The organism is Pseudomonas iranensis (assembly GCF_014268585.2).
GTDB lineage: Bacteria > Pseudomonadota > Gammaproteobacteria > Pseudomonadales > Pseudomonadaceae > Aquipseudomonas > Aquipseudomonas iranensis.
This window is the reverse complement of sequence record NZ_CP077092.1, coordinates 5,608,295-5,625,312: the sequence shown is the minus strand read 5'-3', so window position 1 is coordinate 5,625,312 and position 17,018 is coordinate 5,608,295. Positions and strand designations below refer to the sequence as shown.

Annotated in this window: 12 protein-coding genes and 4 tRNA genes; all 16 read left to right on the top strand. The window is 55.9% G+C overall.

Features of this window, described 5'->3' with window-relative positions:
• Positions 1–115: 115 nt before the first annotated feature.
• Positions 116–200 (top strand) — tRNA-Tyr (locus tag HU724_RS25435).
• Between the two features lie 25 nt (positions 201–225).
• Positions 226–299: transfer RNA gene (locus tag HU724_RS25430), tRNA-Gly, on the top strand.
• Positions 300–326: 27 nt separating this feature from the next.
• Positions 327–402, top strand: a tRNA-Thr gene (locus HU724_RS25425).
• Positions 403–487: 85 nt separating this feature from the next.
• Entirely contained in the window at positions 488–1,681 is a 1,194-nt protein-coding gene (tuf, locus tag HU724_RS25420; RefSeq protein WP_024014521.1) for an elongation factor Tu, read from the top strand.
• 53 nt (positions 1,682–1,734) lie between these two features.
• A tRNA-Trp gene (locus HU724_RS25415) sits at positions 1,735–1,810 on the top strand.
• 45 nt (positions 1,811–1,855) lie between these two features.
• Positions 1,856–2,224: a preprotein translocase subunit SecE gene (gene secE, locus HU724_RS25410; RefSeq protein WP_016772937.1), complete on the top strand. Its 369-nt coding sequence runs from the start codon at positions 1,856–1,858 to the stop codon at positions 2,222–2,224.
• Positions 2,225–2,233: 9 nt separating this feature from the next.
• Positions 2,234–2,767, top strand: coding sequence for a transcription termination/antitermination protein NusG (gene nusG, locus HU724_RS25405; protein ID WP_007957598.1), 534 nt, complete (start codon positions 2,234–2,236; stop codon positions 2,765–2,767).
• A 118-nt stretch (positions 2,768–2,885) separates the two neighbouring features.
• Positions 2,886–3,317 carry a 50S ribosomal protein L11 gene (gene rplK / locus HU724_RS25400; protein WP_003176435.1) on the top strand — a complete coding sequence of 144 codons (432 nt, stop codon included), beginning with the start codon at positions 2,886–2,888 and terminating at the stop codon, positions 3,315–3,317.
• Complete coding sequence (rplA, locus tag HU724_RS25395) at positions 3,317–4,012, top strand: 50S ribosomal protein L1 (protein ID WP_016772938.1); 696 nt, start codon at positions 3,317–3,319, stop codon at positions 4,010–4,012. Before rplK ends, rplA begins: the two co-directional genes overlap by 1 nt.
• Positions 4,013–4,210: 198 nt before the next feature.
• Positions 4,211–4,711 carry a 50S ribosomal protein L10 gene (gene rplJ / locus HU724_RS25390; RefSeq protein ID WP_008081912.1) on the top strand — a complete coding sequence of 167 codons (501 nt, stop codon included), beginning with the start codon at positions 4,211–4,213 and terminating at the stop codon, positions 4,709–4,711.
• A gap of 73 nt (positions 4,712–4,784) precedes the next feature.
• Complete coding sequence (rplL, locus tag HU724_RS25385; RefSeq protein ID WP_007962228.1) at positions 4,785–5,150, top strand: 50S ribosomal protein L7/L12; 366 nt, start codon at positions 4,785–4,787, stop codon at positions 5,148–5,150.
• Positions 5,151–5,371: 221 nt separating this feature from the next.
• The gene (gene rpoB, locus HU724_RS25380) at positions 5,372–9,445 is read left to right on the top strand and encodes a DNA-directed RNA polymerase subunit beta (RefSeq protein ID WP_016772939.1); all 4,074 of its coding nucleotides are present in this window, start codon (positions 5,372–5,374) and stop codon (positions 9,443–9,445) included.
• A 64-nt stretch (positions 9,446–9,509) separates the two neighbouring features.
• Positions 9,510–13,709, top strand: coding sequence for a DNA-directed RNA polymerase subunit beta' (gene rpoC, locus HU724_RS25375; RefSeq protein ID WP_186568806.1), 4,200 nt, complete (start codon positions 9,510–9,512; stop codon positions 13,707–13,709).
• 216 nt (positions 13,710–13,925) lie between these two features.
• Positions 13,926–14,297 (top strand): 30S ribosomal protein S12, encoded by a 372-nt coding sequence (rpsL, locus tag HU724_RS25370; RefSeq protein ID WP_003186084.1) that lies wholly within the window; start codon positions 13,926–13,928, stop codon positions 14,295–14,297.
• 107 nt (positions 14,298–14,404) lie between these two features.
• Positions 14,405–14,878: a 30S ribosomal protein S7 gene (rpsG, locus tag HU724_RS25365; protein WP_016772941.1), complete on the top strand. Its 474-nt coding sequence runs from the start codon at positions 14,405–14,407 to the stop codon at positions 14,876–14,878.
• 30 nt (positions 14,879–14,908) lie between these two features.
• On the top strand, positions 14,909–17,014 hold the full coding sequence (fusA, locus tag HU724_RS25360; protein ID WP_016772942.1) for an elongation factor G: 2,106 nt from the start codon (positions 14,909–14,911) through the stop codon (positions 17,012–17,014).
• The last annotated feature ends 4 nt before the right edge of the window (positions 17,015–17,018 follow it).

Below are 17,018 nucleotides of genomic sequence, written 5' to 3'. Positions count from 1 at the left end.
GCGAAGACCTTAAACGGGATTCGAAGTGAAGCGTGTCAACGCAGCTAACCTCAGGTTTTTAAATGAGAAAATGCTTGACAGGGGTTTGGCATGATATAGAATGCCGGCCTGATTAGGAGGGGTTCCCGAGCGGCCAAAGGGATCAGACTGTAAATCTGACGTCTACGACTTCGAAGGTTCGAATCCTTCTCCCTCCACCAGATTTAAGCGTGAGCTGCAGGCTCCGCGGGTATAGTTTAGTGGTAGAACCTCAGCCTTCCAAGCTGATGATGCGGGTTCGATTCCCGCTACCCGCTCCAAGTTTGCAGGTTGTGCAAAAGGGTTTTGCTCTTGTAGCTCAGTTGGTAGAGCACACCCTTGGTAAGGGTGAGGTCAGCGGTTCAAATCCGCTCAAGAGCTCCATATAACAAGGCAGATATGAAAATATCTGCCTTTGTTTTAATGGTTGATATTGTTTGTCTAATTTCTTCTGTAGAGGGTGATATCGATGGCTAAGGAAAAATTTGATCGTTCCCTGCCCCACGTCAACGTTGGGACCATTGGTCACGTTGACCACGGTAAAACCACTCTGACTGCCGCTCTGACTCGCGTCTGCTCCGAAGTTTTCGGTTCGGCCGTCGTTGAATTCGACAAGATCGACAGCGCACCAGAAGAAAAAGCTCGCGGTATCACCATCAACACCGCTCACGTTGAGTACAATTCGACTATTCGTCACTACGCTCACGTTGACTGCCCAGGTCACGCTGACTATGTGAAGAACATGATCACCGGTGCTGCCCAGATGGACGGCGCGATCCTGGTTTGCTCGGCCGCTGATGGTCCGATGCCACAAACCCGTGAGCACATCCTGCTGTCCCGTCAGGTAGGCGTTCCGTACATCGTGGTTTTCCTGAACAAGGCTGACCTGGTAGACGACGCTGAGCTGCTGGAACTGGTTGAGATGGAAGTTCGTGACTTGCTGTCGACCTACGACTTCCCAGGCGACGACACTCCGATCATCATCGGTTCGGCTCGTATGGCGCTGGAAGGCAAAGACGACAACGAAATGGGTACCACTGCCGTTCGTAAACTGGTTGAAACTCTGGATACCTACATCCCAGAACCAGTTCGTATGATCGACAAGCCATTCCTGATGCCAATCGAAGACGTGTTCTCGATCTCGGGTCGCGGTACTGTTGTGACTGGTCGTATCGAGCGCGGTATCGTTCGCGTTCAGGATGCTCTGGAAATCGTTGGTCTGCGTGACACCACCACCACCACCTGCACCGGTGTTGAGATGTTCCGCAAGCTGCTCGACGAAGGTCGTGCTGGCGAGAACTGCGGCGTTCTGCTGCGTGGTACCAAGCGTGACGACGTTGAGCGTGGCCAGGTTCTGGTCAAGCCAGGTTCGGTCAAGCCGCACACCAAGTTCACCGCAGAAGTTTACGTTCTGAGCAAGGAGGAAGGCGGTCGTCACACTCCGTTCTTCAAAGGCTACCGTCCACAGTTCTACTTCCGTACTACTGACGTGACTGGTAACTGCGAGCTGCCAGAAGGCGTTGAAATGGTAATGCCAGGTGACAACATTCAGATGACTGTTACCCTGATCAAAACCATCGCGATGGAAGATGGTCTGCGTTTCGCTATCCGTGAAGGCGGTCGTACCGTCGGTGCTGGCGTCGTAGCCAAAATCATCGAATAAGCGGTTGTAATGTATTTTTCGGGCCGGCATAATGGTCGGCCTGATTTTGTTTTAGGTCAGTAGCTCAATTGGCAGAGCGACGGTCTCCAAAACCGTAGGTTGGGGGTTCGATTCCCTCCTGACCTGCCAGATTCACTCGGTGTGTCTGGCTTTCTTTTCACAGGATCTTCATAGATGACTCCTAAAGCTGAAGCTCAAGGCTCTCGCTTCGATCTGCTCAAGTGGCTTGTAGTAGTTGCTTTGGTAGTTGTTGGCGTTGTTGGCAATCAGTATTACGCTGCGTCGCCGATCCTGTACCGTGTACTCGCTTTGCTTGCCATTGCTGCTGTAGCTGCCTTTGTAGGCCTGCAGACCGCGAAGGGCAAGTCTTTCTTTGTACTGGTTAAGGAAGCTCGCACCGAGATTCGTAAAGTCGTGTGGCCAACTCGCCAAGAAACCACGCAGACCACGCTGATTGTCGTGGCTGTTGTTCTGGTTATGGCGTTGCTGTTGTGGGGTCTTGATTCCCTGCTCGGCTGGCTTGTTTCCTTGATTGTCGGCTAAGGGTGTCCCGTGGCTAAGCGTTGGTATGTTGTGCATGCTTACTCGGGTTACGAGAAGCATGTGATGCGCTCGCTGATCGAGCGCGTAAAGCTGGCTGGCATGGAAGATGGCTTCGGCGAGATTCTGGTTCCCACTGAAGAAGTGGTAGAGATGCGTAACGGCCAGAAGCGCAAAAGCGAACGGAAGTTCTTCCCAGGCTATGTGCTGGTCCAGATGGATATGAACGAGGGTACTTGGCACTTGGTCAAGGATACTCCTCGGGTGATGGGGTTCATCGGCGGTACCGCTGACAAGCCTGCACCGATCACCGATAAAGAGGCAGAAGCGATTCTGCGTCGCGTTGCTGATGGTAGCGACAAGCCGAAGCCGAAGACGTTGTTCGAGCCAGGCGAGACGGTACGTGTCAATGACGGTCCATTCGCTGATTTCAATGGCGTTGTGGAAGAAGTTAACTACGAAAAGAGCCGGATCCAAGTGGCAGTGCTCATTTTCGGTCGCTCTACTCCGGTGGAGCTCGAGTTCAGTCAGGTCGAGAAGGTCTAACTGGGCAAGCAATCCCAACCCCGCAGCCTTAGGCTGTGGGGTTTTGTCGTCACTGGGATAAACGCGCAAGTAACCGGGGAGCCTTTCGAGGCGTTCGAACCCGTAATTGGAGTGCCTCATGGCCAAGAAGATTACCGCTTACATCAAGCTGCAAGTGAAGGCCGCTCAGGCTAACCCAAGTCCACCGGTTGGTCCTGCTCTGGGTCAGCACGGCGTGAACATCATGGAATTCTGCAAGGCTTTCAACGCCCGTACTCAGGGTCTTGAGCCAGGTCTGCCGACTCCAGTGATCATCACTGTCTACAGCGACCGTAGCTTCACTTTCGAAACCAAATCCACCCCTGCTTCGGTTCTGCTGAAGAAGGCGGCCGGTCTGACCAGCGGTTCCGCTCGTCCGAACACCGTTAAGGTTGGCACCGTTACCCGTGCTCAGCTGGAAGAGATCGCGAAAACCAAAAACGCGGATCTGACTGCAGCTGATATGGATGCAGCCGTGCGTACTATCGCCGGTTCTGCTCGTAGCATGGGCCTTAACGTGGAGGGTGTGTAATGGCTAAGCTGACCAAGCGTCAAAAGGCTATCGCCGGCAAAATCGAAGCAGGCAAGGCCTACAACATTGTAGACGCCGCTGCTCTGCTGGCCGAGCTGTCGACTGTCAAGTTCAGCGAGTCGTTCGACGTTGCTGTAAATCTGGGTGTAGACCCGCGTAAATCCGACCAGGTTGTTCGTAGCGCTACTGTGCTGCCACACGGCACTGGTAAGACCGTTCGCGTTGCTGTGTTCACCCAGGGTCCAGCTGCTGAGGCCGCTCTGGCTGCCGGCGCTGACCGTGTAGGTATGGACGACCTGGCTGCCGAAATGAAAGGCGGCGACCTGAATTATGACGTAGTGATCGCATCCCCGGATGCCATGCGCGTTGTAGGTCAGCTGGGTCAGATCCTCGGTCCACGCGGCCTGATGCCTAACCCTAAAGTCGGCACAGTAACTCCAGACGTAGCCAACGCGGTCAAGAACGCCAAGGCTGGTCAGGTTCGTTATCGCACCGACAAAAACGGCATCATCCACACTTCCGTTGGCAAGATGGGCTTCGACGCCGTCAAGCTGAAGGAAAACGTTGAAGCCCTGATCGCTGATCTGAAGCGTATCAAGCCAGCTTCGTCGAAAGGCATTTACGTCAAGCGCGTTACCCTGAGCACCACTATGGGCCCAGGTCTGGTTATCGATCAGAGCTCGCTCGACGCGTAAGACAAAGGTTGGCGCGGATTGTCGCGCCAATTGAAAGATTGGGGTCCCTGCCTGGCGGGGGCTATCCAAGACCGTAGGCGGCGCAAGCCTTAAACCTCAAGCCTACGCAGATGGTGCTCCCGGTTCCTTACCGAATCAGACACCAAAACGACATTCGGTTCCGATCGAATGAAACGGTAACAAGCAGGAGTTAAACCCGTGGCAATTAATCTCGAAGACAAGAAGGCCATCGTCGCTGAAGTCAACGAGGCTGCCAAAGTCGCTCTGTCCGCTGTCGTGGTTGATGCACGTGGCGTAACAGTAGGCGCAATGACCGGACTCCGTAAAGAGGCTCGTGAAGCTGGCGTTTACGTACGTGTTGTACGTAACACCCTGCTCAAGCGCGCTGTTGCTGACACTCAATACAGTGTCCTCAACGACGTGTTCACCGGCCCGACCCTGATTGCATTCTCCAACGAACATCCGGGCGCTGCTGCCCGTATCTTCAAAGAGTTTGCCAAGGGTCAGGACAAGTTCGAGATCAAGGCAGCTGCGTTCGAGGGCAAGTTCCTCGCAGCTAATCAGATCGACGTACTGGCAACTCTGCCGACCCGTGACGAAGCAATTTCCCAGCTGATGAGCGTGATTCAAGGCGCTACCAGCAAATTGGCTCGTACTCTGGCGGCAATTCGCGACCAGAAAGAAGCTGCCGCAGCCTAAGGCTCGTCACTTCTCGCGTTTTTTGTTTATTTCGATGGTCGCGTAGGCCGTCCCCCAATTCAGGAATTGAGTCATGTCTCTGACTAACGAACAAATCATCGAAGCAATCGGCCAGAAATCCGTAGTGGAAATCGTTGAGCTGATCAAAGCGATGGAAGAAACCTTCGGTGTTACCGCTGCTGCCGCTTCGGCTGGCCCAGCTGTAGCTGCTGCTGCTGTTGAAGAGCAAACCGAGTTCAACGTTGTTCTGCTGGAAGCTGGCGAGAAGAAGGTTAACGTGATCAAGGCAGTTCGTGAACTGACCGGTCTGGGCCTGAAAGAAGCCAAAGAGAAAGTAGACGGCGCTCCTCAGGTTGTAGCTGAAGGCGTTTCGAAAGAAGCGGCTGAAGACGCCAAGAAGAAGCTGGAAGAAGCAGGCGCTAAAGTCGAGCTGAAGTAAGCATCGACTTTGCTCCTCCAGCCCGAGCGTCAAGCGACAGGCTGATGGCTGGTGGCTCTTGCCACCGGCCTTTTTCCGTTATTGGCAGCCGACTGGGTCGGTGCCGGTAAAGGCGCTGTAACCACCCGATGCGGTGGCGCAAACCATGGGGTTTGCACGATTTTCTGGCTGCTCCCGTCGGGAGGGGCCAAACAAGCAGGTGACCAAGCTGGGGAACGCTGATGGCTTACTCATATACTGAGAAAAAACGTATCCGCAAGGACTTTAGCAAGTTGCCGGACGTCATGGATGTGCCTTACCTCCTGGCCATCCAGCTGGATTCGTATCGTGAATTCTTGCAAGCGGGAGCGACTAAAGATCAGTTCCGCGACGTGGGCCTGCATGCGGCCTTCAAATCCGTTTTCCCGATCATCAGCTACTCCGGCAATGCTGCGCTGGAGTACGTCGGTTATCGCCTGGGCGAACCGGCATTTGATGTCAAAGAATGCGTATTGCGCGGTGTAACTTTCGCCGTACCTTTGCGGGTAAAAGTGCGCCTGATCATTTTCGACAAAGAATCGTCGAACAAAGCGATCAAGGACATCAAAGAGCAAGAAGTCTACATGGGTGAAATCCCCCTGATGACTGAGAACGGTACCTTCGTAATCAACGGTACCGAGCGTGTTATCGTTTCCCAGCTGCACCGTTCCCCGGGCGTGTTCTTCGACCACGACCGCGGCAAGACGCACAGCTCCGGCAAACTGCTGTACTCGGCTCGCATCATTCCTTACCGCGGTTCGTGGCTGGACTTCGAATTCGACCCGAAAGACTGCGTCTTCGTGCGTATCGACCGTCGTCGCAAACTGCCGGCTTCGGTACTGCTGCGCGCACTCGGTTACACCACCGAAGAAGTGCTGGACGCGTTCTACACCACCAACGTATTCCACCTGAGCGGCGAAACCCTCAGCCTGGAACTGGTGCCATCGCGCCTGCGTGGTGAAGTTGCAGTTCTGGACATCCAGGACGAGAAGGGCAAGGTCATCGTTGAGCAAGGCCGCCGTATTACCGCGCGCCACATCAACCAGATCGAGAAAGCCGGTATCAAGACGCTGGACGTGCCACTGGACTACGTCCTCGGCCGCACCACCGCCAAGGCTATCGTGCACCCGGCTACCGGCGAAATCCTGGCTGAATGCAACACCGAGCTGAACACTGAAGTCCTGGCAAAGATTGCCAAGGCCCAGGTTGTTCGCATCGAGACCCTGTACACCAACGACATCGACTGCGGTCCGTTCGTCTCCGACACGCTGAAGATCGACTCCACCAGCAACCAATTGGAAGCGCTGGTCGAGATCTATCGCATGATGCGTCCAGGCGAGCCGCCAACCAAAGACGCTGCCGAAACCCTGTTCAACAACCTGTTCTTCAGCCCCGAGCGCTATGACCTGTCTGCGGTCGGCCGGATGAAGTTCAACCGTCGTATCGGTCGTACCGAAATCGAAGGTTCGGGCGTGCTGTGCAAGGAAGACATCGTCGCGGTCCTGAAGACTCTGGTCGACATCCGTAACGGTAAAGGCATCGTCGATGACATCGACCACCTGGGTAACCGTCGTGTTCGCTGCGTAGGCGAAATGGCCGAGAACCAGTTCCGCGTTGGCCTGGTACGTGTTGAGCGTGCGGTCAAAGAGCGTCTGTCGATGGCTGAAAGCGAAGGCCTGATGCCGCAAGACCTGATCAACGCCAAGCCAGTGGCTGCGGCGGTGAAAGAGTTCTTCGGTTCCAGCCAGCTGTCGCAGTTCATGGACCAGAACAACCCGCTGTCCGAGATCACCCACAAGCGTCGTGTCTCTGCACTCGGCCCTGGCGGTCTGACTCGTGAGCGCGCGGGCTTCGAAGTTCGTGACGTACACCCGACTCACTACGGTCGTGTCTGCCCGATTGAAACGCCGGAAGGTCCGAACATCGGTCTGATCAACTCCCTGGCTGCGTACGCTCGCACCAACCAGTACGGCTTCCTGGAAAGCCCGTACCGCGTGGTGAAAGAGGGTGTGGTCACCGACGAGATCGTGTTCCTGTCCGCTATTGAAGAAGCCGATCACGTGATCGCGCAGGCTTCGGCGACCATGAACGAGCAGAAAGTCCTGATCGACGAACTGGTTGCCGTACGTCACCTGAACGAATTCACCGTCAAGGCGCCGGAAGACGTCACCCTGATGGACGTTTCGCCGAAGCAGGTTGTGTCGGTTGCAGCGTCGCTGATTCCGTTCCTCGAGCACGACGACGCCAACCGTGCGTTGATGGGTTCGAACATGCAGCGTCAGGCTGTACCGACTCTGCGCGCTGACAAGCCGCTGGTAGGTACCGGCATGGAGCGTAACGTAGCCCGTGACTCCGGCGTTTGCGTCGTGGCTCGTCGTGGTGGCGTGATCGATTCCGTCGATGCCAGCCGTATCGTGGTTCGTGTTGCCGATGACGAAGTTGAAACCGGTGAAGCCGGTGTCGACATCTACAACCTGACCAAGTACACCCGCTCGAACCAGAACACCTGCATCAACCAGCGTCCGCTGGTGCGTAAAGGTGATCGTGTTCAGCGTAGCGACATCATGGCCGACGGCCCGTCCACCGACATGGGTGAACTGGCACTGGGTCAGAACATGCGCATCGCGTTCATGGCATGGAACGGCTTCAACTTCGAAGACTCCATCTGCCTGTCCGAGCGTGTGGTTCAGGAAGACCGTTTCACCACGATCCACATTCAGGAACTGACCTGTGTGGCCCGTGACACCAAGCTTGGCCCAGAGGAAATCACTGCGGACATCCCGAACGTGGGTGAAGCTGCACTGAACAAGCTGGACGAAGCCGGTATCGTTTACGTAGGTGCTGAAGTAGGCGCAGGCGACATCCTGGTTGGCAAGGTCACTCCGAAAGGCGAGACCCAACTGACTCCGGAAGAAAAACTGCTGCGTGCAATCTTCGGTGAAAAAGCCAGCGACGTTAAAGACACATCCCTGCGCGTGCCAACCGGCACCAAAGGTACTGTCATCGACGTACAGGTCTTCACCCGTGACGGCGTTGAGCGTGATGCGCGTGCACTGTCGATCGAGAAGTCCCAGCTGGACGAGATCCGCAAGGATCTGAACGAAGAGTTCCGCATCGTTGAAGGCGCGACTTTCGAGCGTCTGCGTTCCGCACTGGTAGGCCACAAGGCCGAAGGCGGCGCCGGCCTGAAGAAGGGTCAGGACATCACCGACGAAGTACTCGACGGTCTTGAGCACGGCCAGTGGTTCAAACTGCGCATGGCTGAAGATGCTCTGAACGAGCAGCTCGAGAAGGCTCAGGCCTACATCGTTGATCGTCGCCGTCTGCTGGACGACAAGTTCGAAGACAAGAAGCGCAAACTGCAGCAGGGCGATGACCTGGCTCCAGGCGTGCTGAAAATCGTCAAGGTTTACCTGGCAATCCGTCGCCGCATCCAGCCGGGCGACAAGATGGCCGGTCGTCACGGTAACAAGGGTGTGGTCTCCGTGATCATGCCGGTTGAAGACATGCCGCACGATGCCAATGGCACCCCGGTCGACGTGGTCCTCAACCCGCTGGGCGTACCTTCGCGTATGAACGTTGGTCAGATCCTCGAAACCCACCTGGGCCTCGCGGCCAAGGGTCTGGGCGAGAAGATCAACCGGATGGTCGAAGAGCAGCGTAAAGTGGCTGAGCTGCGCACCTTCCTGGATGAGATCTACAACCAGATCGGCGGTCGTAACGAAGATCTGGACAGCTTCTCCGATCAGGAAATCCTCGATCTGGCGAACAACCTGCGTGGCGGCGTTCCAATGGCCACTCCAGTGTTCGACGGCGCCAAGGAAAGCGAAATCAAGGCCATGCTGAAACTGGCAGACCTGCCGGAAAGCGGCCAGATGCAGCTGACTGACGGCCGTACTGGCAACAAGTTCGAGCGTCCAGTTACCGTTGGCTACATGTACATGCTGAAGCTGAACCACTTGGTAGACGACAAGATGCACGCGCGTTCTACCGGTTCTTACAGCCTGGTTACCCAGCAGCCGCTGGGTGGTAAGGCGCAGTTCGGTGGTCAGCGTTTCGGGGAGATGGAGGTCTGGGCACTGGAAGCATACGGTGCTGCTTACACTCTGCAAGAAATGCTCACAGTGAAGTCGGACGATGTGAACGGCCGTACCAAGATGTACAAGAACATCGTGGATGGCGATCACCGTATGGAGCCGGGCATGCCCGAGTCCTTCAACGTGTTGATCAAGGAAATTCGTTCCCTCGGCATCGATATCGATCTGGAAACCGAATAACACGTGACGCGAATCGAGAGCGGGGCAGGATTGCCCGCTCTCTGCTCCGCCAGGAGGAAAGGCCTTGAAAGACCTACTGAATTTGCTGAAAAACCAGGGTCAAGTCGAAGAGTTCGACGCCATCCGTATCGGATTGGCCTCGCCGGAGATGATCCGTTCGTGGTCGTTCGGTGAAGTTAAAAAGCCGGAAACCATCAACTACCGTACGTTCAAACCTGAGCGTGACGGCCTGTTCTGCGCCAAGATCTTTGGCCCGGTAAAGGATTACGAGTGCCTGTGCGGTAAGTACAAGCGCTTGAAGCACCGTGGTGTGATCTGTGAGAAGTGCGGCGTTGAAGTTGCACTGGCCAAGGTTCGTCGTGAGCGCATGGCGCACATCGAACTGGCTTCGCCGGTTGCCCATATCTGGTTCCTGAAATCGCTGCCGTCGCGTATCGGCTTGCTGATGGACATGACCCTGCGTGATATCGAACGCGTTCTCTACTTCGAGAGCTATGTCGTTATCGATCCAGGCATGACCACCCTTGAAAAAGGTCAGCTGCTGAACGACGAGCAGTATTTCGAAGCGCTGGAAGAGTTCGGTGACGATTTCGACGCCCGCATGGGTGCCGAAGCTGTCCGTGAACTGCTGCACGCTATCGACCTGGAGCACGAGATTGGCCGTCTGCGCGAAGAGATTCCGCAAACCAACTCGGAAACCAAGATCAAGAAGCTGTCCAAGCGTCTGAAGTTGATGGAAGCCTTCCAGGGTTCCGGCAACCTGCCAGAGTGGATGGTGCTGACCGTTCTGCCGGTTCTGCCGCCAGATCTGCGTCCACTGGTCCCGCTGGATGGCGGTCGTTTCGCGACCTCCGACCTCAACGATCTGTATCGTCGAGTGATCAACCGTAACAACCGTTTGAAGCGCCTGCTGGATCTGTCCGCGCCGGACATCATCGTGCGCAACGAAAAGCGTATGTTGCAGGAAGCGGTCGATGCATTGCTCGACAACGGTCGTCGTGGTCGCGCAATCACTGGTTCCAACAAGCGTCCTCTGAAATCCCTGGCTGACATGATCAAGGGTAAGCAGGGTCGTTTCCGTCAGAACTTGCTCGGTAAGCGTGTTGACTACTCCGGTCGTTCGGTAATTACCGTAGGCCCGACCCTGCGTCTGCATCAGTGCGGTCTGCCGAAGAAGATGGCTCTCGAGCTGTTCAAGCCGTTCATTTTCGGCAAGCTGGAAATGCGTGGTCTGGCGACCACCATCAAAGCGGCCAAGAAAATGGTCGAGCGCGAGTTGCCAGAGGTTTGGGACGTTCTCGCTGAAGTGATTCGCGAACACCCGGTTCTGCTCAACCGTGCGCCGACCCTGCACCGTCTGGGTATCCAGGCGTTTGAACCGGTACTGATCGAAGGTAAGGCTATCCAGCTGCACCCTCTGGTCTGCGCCGCGTACAACGCTGACTTCGACGGCGACCAAATGGCCGTGCACGTACCGCTGACGCTGGAAGCCCAGCTCGAAGCGCGTGCGTTGATGATGTCGACCAACAACATTCTGTCGCCAGCCAACGGTGAGCCAATCATCGTTCCGTCGCAGGACGTTGTATTGGGTCTGTACTACATGACTCGTGAAGCGATCAACGCCAAGGGCGAAGGTCGTGTGTTCGCGGATCTGCAGGAAGTCGACCGTGTGTTCCGTGCCGGCGAAGCCGCACTGCACGCCAAGGTCAAGGTTCGTATCAACGAAACCGTCAACGACCGTGACGGCAACAGCGTGAGCGGTACCCGTATCGTCGACACCACTGTCGGCCGTGCGCTGCTGTTCCAGGTTGTGCCGAAAGGTCTGTCGTTCGACGTCGTCAACCTGCCGATGAAGAAAAAGGCGATCTCCAAGCTGATCAACCAGTGCTACCGCGTGGTTGGTCTGAAAGAGACCGTGATCTTCGCTGACCAGTTGATGTACACCGGTTTCGCTTACTCGACCATCTCCGGCGTTTCCATCGGTGTTAACGACTTCGTTATCCCGGATGAAAAAGCCCGCATCATCGGTGCAGCCACCGACGAAGTGAAAGAGATCGAGAGCCAGTACGCCTCCGGCCTGGTAACCCAGGGCGAGAAGTACAACAAAGTGATCGACCTCTGGTCGAAAGCGAACGACGAAGTTTCCAAGGCGATGATGGCCAACCTCTCGAAAGAGAAAGTCATCGACCGTCACGGCGACGAAGTCGACCAAGAGTCTTTCAACTCGATGTACATGATGGCCGACTCGGGTGCGCGGGGTTCCGCAGCACAGATTGGTCAGCTGGCCGGTATGCGTGGTCTGATGGCCAAGCCGGACGGTTCCATCATTGAAACGCCGATTACTGCGAACTTCCGTGAAGGTCTGAGCGTACTTCAGTACTTCATCTCGACTCACGGTGCTCGTAAAGGTCTGGCGGATACCGCGTTGAAAACCGCTAACTCCGGTTACCTGACTCGTCGTCTGGTAGACGTGGCGCAGGATCTGGTGGTTACCGAGATCGATTGCGGCACCGAACACGGTCTGCTGATGACTCCGCACATTGAAGGCGGTGACGTTGTAGAGCCGTTGGGTGAGCGTGTATTGGGTCGTGTCATTGCCCGTGACGTATTCAAGCCGGGTACCGAGGACGTTATCGTTCCCGCCGGCACTCTGGTTGACGAGAAGTGGGTCGAGTTCATCGAGCTGAACAGCATCGACGAAGTGATCGTGCGTTCGCCGATCAGCTGCGAAACCCGCTACGGCATCTGCGCCAAGTGCTACGGCCGTGATCTGGCTCGTGGTCACCAGGTGAACATCGGTGAAGCGGTCGGCGTTATCGCTGCCCAGTCCATCGGTGAGCCGGGTACTCAGCTGACCATGCGTACGTTCCACATCGGTGGTGCGGCAAGCCGTACTTCCGCAGCCGACAGCGTTCAGGTGAAGAATGGCGGTACAGTCCGTCTGCACAACCTGAAGCACGTTGAGCGAGTGGATGGCCATCTGGTTGCTGTGTCCCGTTCCGGTGAGCTGGCAATCGCGGACGACTTCGGTCGTGAGCGCGAGCGTTACAAGCTGCCGTACGGTGCTGTGATTTCGGTTAAGGAAGGTGACAAGGTCGACGCTGGCGCAATCGTGGCCAAGTGGGATCCGCACACTCACCCGATCGTTACCGAAATGAAAGGTACCGTGACCTACGTGGGCATGGAAGAAGGCATCACGATCAAGCGTCAGACTGACGAATTGACCGGTATGACCAACATTGAAGTACTTGACGCGAAAGATCGTCCAGCTGCCGGTAAGGAAATCCGTCCAGCAGTGAAGATGGTCGACGACAACGGCAAGGATCTGTTGCTGCCAGGCACTGACGTTATCGCTCAGTACTTCCTGCCAGCCAACGCCCTGGTCGGTGTGGCTGACGGTGCGAAGATTGCGATCGGTGACGTTATCGCTCGTATCCCGCAGGAAACTTCGAAGACCCGTGACATCACCGGTGGTCTGCCGCGTGTTGCCGACCTGTTCGAAGCCCGTCGTCCGAAAGAAGCGTCGATTCTGGCTGAAGTCAGCGGCACCATCGCGTTCGGTAAAGAGACCAAGGGCAAGCGCCGTCTGGTCATTACCCCGAACGACGGTAGCGATCCGTACGAAGAGCTGATTCCGAAGTGGCGTCACCTGAACGTCTTCGAAGGCGAACAGGTAAACCGCGGCGAAGTTATCTCCGACGGTCCAAGCGATCCGCACGACATCCTGCGTCTGCTGGGTGTAAGCGCGCTGGCCAAGTACATCGTCAACGAGATCCAGGACGTTTATCGTCTGCAAGGCGTGAAGATCAACGACAAGCACATCGAGACCATCCTGCGTCAGATGCTGCGTAAAGTTGAAATCTCCGAGTCCGGCGATTCCAGCTTCATCAAGGGCGACCAGATGGAACTGACTCACGTACTGGTAGAGAACGAGCGTCTGAGCGCGGAAGACAAGTTTGTCTCCAAGTTCACTCGCGTTCTGCTGGGTATCACCAAGGCGTCGTTGTCCACCGAATCGTTCATCTCGGCGGCTTCCTTCCAGGAAACCACCCGCGTACTGACCGAAGCGGCAGTCACCGGCAAGCGCGATTACCTGCGCGGCCTGAAAGAAAACGTAGTCGTGGGTCGTCTGATCCCGGCCGGTACCGGTCTTGCCTATCACAGCGAGCGCAAGCGTCGCCGTGATGCCGACAAGCCGTTGCGCGTAAGCGCCAGTGAAGTGGAAGCTGCACTGACCGAAGCGCTGAACTCGAGCGGTAACTGAGTTCTGCGATAAACGAGAGTGAGGCCCTGATCGCTCCGTTCGTCGAATCGAGACATCAAGTCAAGGTTCGATGGGCGGGGAGGTCGGGGCCTTGCCTTGACTGGAATCAAGATCCTCTTTAGACTCTTGATCCCCTAAATTTGGCGGGAATTCGTTCCTGCCATTTTGCTTTTCTTGCAAGACAATAGCGTCGCAAGACAACAGTGGAGCTAGTAGATGGCAACTATCAACCAGCTGGTACGTCAGCCGCGTAAGCGTATCGTCGAGAAATCCGACGTGCCTGCGCTGCAGAACTGCCCGCAACGTCGTGGCGTGTGCACTCGTGTGTACACCACCACGCCGAAAAAACCTAACTCGGCACTGCGTAAAGTATGCCGTGTGCGTCTGACCAACGGTTTCGAGGTTTCCTCGTACATCGGTGGTGAAGGCCACAACCTGCAAGAGCACAGCGTGGTACTGATCCGCGGCGGTCGTGTAAAAGACTTGCCAGGTGTTCGTTACCACACCGTTCGCGGCTCCTTGGATACTTCCGGCGTTAAAGGCCGTAACCAGGGTCGTTCGAAGTACGGTACCAAGCGTCCGAAGTAATCGGCCGTTTTGCAGATTTTTATTTTATTGAGTCGATAAGAGTAAGGTCGGGCACGCATCCTCTGGATCTGTCCCGAGCTAACCTGAAGACCGCTTGAGGGCTTATCATGCCAAGACGTCGCGTAGCAGCAAAGCGTGAGATTCTGGACGATCCGAAATACGGAAGCCAGATCCTCGCCAAATTCATGAACCACGTTATGGAAAGCGGCAAGAAAGCCGTTGCCGAGCGTATCGTTTATGGTGCCCTGGAAACCGTTGCGGCCCGTAAGGCTGGCACCGATCCCCTGGAACTCTTCGAAAAAGCACTCGACGCCATCGCTCCGCTGGTCGAAGTGAAGTCGCGCCGCGTTGGTGGTGCTACTTACCAGGTTCCGGTCGAGGTTCGTCCTTCCCGTCGTAACGCTCTGGCAATGCGCTGGTTGGTAGACTTCGCCCGTAAGCGCGGCGAGAAGTCTATGGCTCTGCGTTTGGCTGGCGAACTGCTGGATGCTGCTGAAGGTAAAGGTGCTGCTGTTAAGAAGCGTGAAGACGTGCACCGTATGGCCGAAGCTAACAAAGCTTTCTCGCACTACCGCTTCTAATTTTAGCTTCACTAATTTTGCGAGGGCTTTATGGCTCGTACTACTCCGATTAGCCGCTACCGTAACATCGGTATCGTCGCTCACGTGGATGCTGGTAAAACCACCACCACCGAGCGCGTACTGTTTTACACCGGCAAAAGTCACAAAATGGGCGAGGTGCATGATGGCGCCGCGACCACAGACTGGATGGTTCAGGAGCAGGAGCGTGGTATTACCATTACTTCTGCTGCCATTACCGCCTTCTGGAAAGGTTCCGAGAAGCAGTACTCTCACGAGCACCGTTTCAACGTAATCGATACCCCGGGCCACGTTGACTTCACCATTGAAGTTGAGCGTTCCCTGCGCGTACTCGACGGCGCTGTCGTTGTGTTCTGCGGTACTTCGGGTGTTGAGCCGCAGTCGGAAACCGTATGGCGTCAAGCCAACAAGTACGGCGTTCCACGTCTTGTTTACGTAAACAAGATGGACCGTGCCGGCGCCAACTTCCTGCGCGTGATCGGTCAGATCAAGCAGCGTCTGGGTCACACTCCGGTGCCGATCCAGTTGGCCATCGGTTCCGAAGACAACTTCCAGGGTCAGATCGATCTGATCAACATGCAAGCTGTCTACTGGAACGACTCCGACAAAGGTATGGTCCCTGTTCGCAAGGACATTCCTGCCGAGCTGCAAGAGCTGGCTGAAGAGTGGCGCAACAACATGGTTGAAGCTGCCGCCGAAGCCAACGAAGAGCTGATGAACAAGTACCTGGAAGGCGAAGAGCTGTCGATCGAAGAGATCAAGGCTGCTTTGCGTCAGCGTACTATCGCCGGCGAAATCGTTCTGGCCGTTTGCGGTTCTTCGTTCAAGAACAAGGGCGTTCCCCTGGTTCTCGACGCCGTTATCGACTACCTGCCTGCTCCGACCGACATTCCCGCTATCAAGGGTTCCAACCCTGATAACGAGGAAGAAGAGATGGAGCGTCATGCAGACGACAACGAGCCTTTCGCGGCTCTGGCGTTCAAGATCGCTACCGACCCATTCGTGGGTACTCTGACCTTCGTCCGCGTTTACTCGGGCGTGTTGAACTCCGGCGACGGCGTGATCAACTCGGTCAAGGGCAAGAAAGAGCGCGTGGGCCGTATGGTGCAAATGCACGCAAACGCCCGTGAAGAGATCAAGGAAGTACGCGCTGGTGACATCGCGGCCCTGATCGGCATGAAGGACGTCACCACCGGTGAAACCCTCTGCAATGCTGACAAGCCAATCATCCTGGTTCGCATGGACTTCCCGGAGCCGGTTATTTCGGTTGCCGTAGAGCCTAAGACCAAGGATGACCAGGAGAAAATGGGTATCGCTCTGGGCAAACTCGCTCAGGAAGACCCGTCTTTCCGCGTTAAAACTGATGAAGAGACTGGTCAGACGATCATCTCCGGCATGGGCGAGCTGCACCTGGACATCCTGGTTGACCGGATGCGCCGTGAGTTCAACGTCGAAGCCAACATCGGCAAGCCTCAGGTTTCGTATCGTGAGCGCATCACGAAGAACTGTGAAATCGAAGGCAAGTTCGTTCGTCAGTCCGGTGGTCGCGGCCAGTTCGGTCACTGCTGGATCCGTTTTGCTCCTGCTGACGAAGGTCAGGAAGGTCTGCAATTCGTGAACGAAGTTGTAGGTGGTGTGGTTCCTAAGGAATACATCCCGGCTATCCAGAAGGGTATCGAAGAGCAGATGAAGAACGGCGTTGTTGCCGGCTATCCGCTGATCGGCCTGAAGGCTACCGTGTTCGATGGTTCTTACCACGACGTCGACTCCAACGAGATGGCGTTCAAGGTGGCTGCTTCCATGGCGACCAAGCAACTGGCCCAGAAGGGCGGTGGTGAGTTGCTCGAGCCGATCATGGCGGTAGAGGTTGTTACGCCTGAAGACTATATGGGTGATGTGATGGGCGACCTTAACCGTCGTCGCGGCATGATCCAGGGTATGGAAGACACAGTGTCCGGCAAGGTTATCCGTGCCGAGGTTCCACTGGGTGAGATGTTCGGTTATGCGACCGACGTTCGTTCCATGTCCCAGGGTCGCGCAAGCTACTCTATGGAATTCAAAAAATACGATACGGCTCCGTCGCACATCGTCGAATCCGTAACCAAAAAACAAGGCTGATTCA